General features: G+C 44.5%; 2 protein-coding genes. One reads left to right on the plus strand and one right to left on the minus strand.

Annotated elements, in window-relative coordinates; genetic code table 11:
* The first annotated feature begins 261 nt into the window (after nucleotides 1-261).
* Nucleotides 262-594 (plus strand): hypothetical protein, encoded by a 333-nt coding sequence (locus L5M11_RS23780; RefSeq protein ID WP_263186465.1) that lies wholly within the window; start codon nucleotides 262-264, stop codon nucleotides 592-594.
* A 152-nt stretch (nucleotides 595-746) separates the two neighbouring features.
* Here L5M11_RS23780 and L5M11_RS23785 read toward each other — a convergent pair.
* On the minus strand, nucleotides 747-985 hold a 239-nt coding region (locus L5M11_RS23785), incomplete at its 5' end, for an integrase core domain-containing protein (protein ID WP_263193218.1).

Raw genomic sequence — 985 nt, forward strand, 5'->3', positions numbered from 1 at the left:
ACATAAAGTACGGGAAACAATTGTCACTTTTGTCGAGCGTCTTAGGAAAGATAGGTTGGAAGTGGACGCAGATTCTTTATTTAAAGAGGTTGATGCTGGAATTAGTATATTTAAAGGCTTCGATTACGAGGCCAGCAGCTAACAAGTTGCTGTACTCGGACTCAACTACGCGCCGTAAGCTTGTGGTTTGCTGCGCAAACTTTACCACAAGCTTACTCTGCTCCGTTGGGCCGGTAAGCAAGGCGTTAGGCATTCATCATTATGAGTCCATATATCCTACCAGTAGCGCCATTGTCCCAGGTCGTGTTCGTTCATGACTACATTCATTTGGTGTTTCAGGATGCTTGTTTTAGCATTTACAACACAGCTGAACTAAAGCAGGACGGAAATTTGTTACTGCAAGGGCAGTTTGGTTTTTGTGATGCATTGGTAAGTCTTATCGGTTTACTGTTAACATCAGTTTCAAGTCAGCCCTTGTTGTCACTTAGATTTCAAGGTGGGGCGGAGTTTGTTGTTACAGAAGCTTGTAGCGGGTCTGAAGCATGGCAGTACAGTTCACCAAGCTCGCAAACAGTGGTTGTTCAAAATGCCTAACAAAGCAAAGCAGCGGTGCACAGGCAAAAAGCGCCTGTGCTGGACCTCACTATCGTTCGGCCGCTGTTTGCGGCGTTAGGCATACAAAATGAGCCGTAGATACCTTAATCTTCAAGAAGCTGAGTCGGCGCTTAAGCGAGGAAATGTAGTGGTCAACTAAATTTGGCCACGGTTTTAGAATCTTCCCAAAATCTTCGCTCTGATTCATTTGGGCTTAATCCTGCATTATAATGATGTGGCCTGACTTGGCTGTAATAGCCAATAATATAATCAGTCACATCTTGTTTAGCTTCAATAAAACTCTTATAGCCTTGCGTTGGCACCCATTCCGTTTTTAAACTCCTGAAAAATCGCTCCATTGGCGCATTATCCCAGCAGTTACCTCGACGGC

The organism is Shewanella sp. SM87 (genome assembly GCF_025653705.1).
Taxonomy (GTDB): domain Bacteria; phylum Pseudomonadota; class Gammaproteobacteria; order Enterobacterales; family Shewanellaceae; genus Shewanella; species Shewanella oncorhynchi.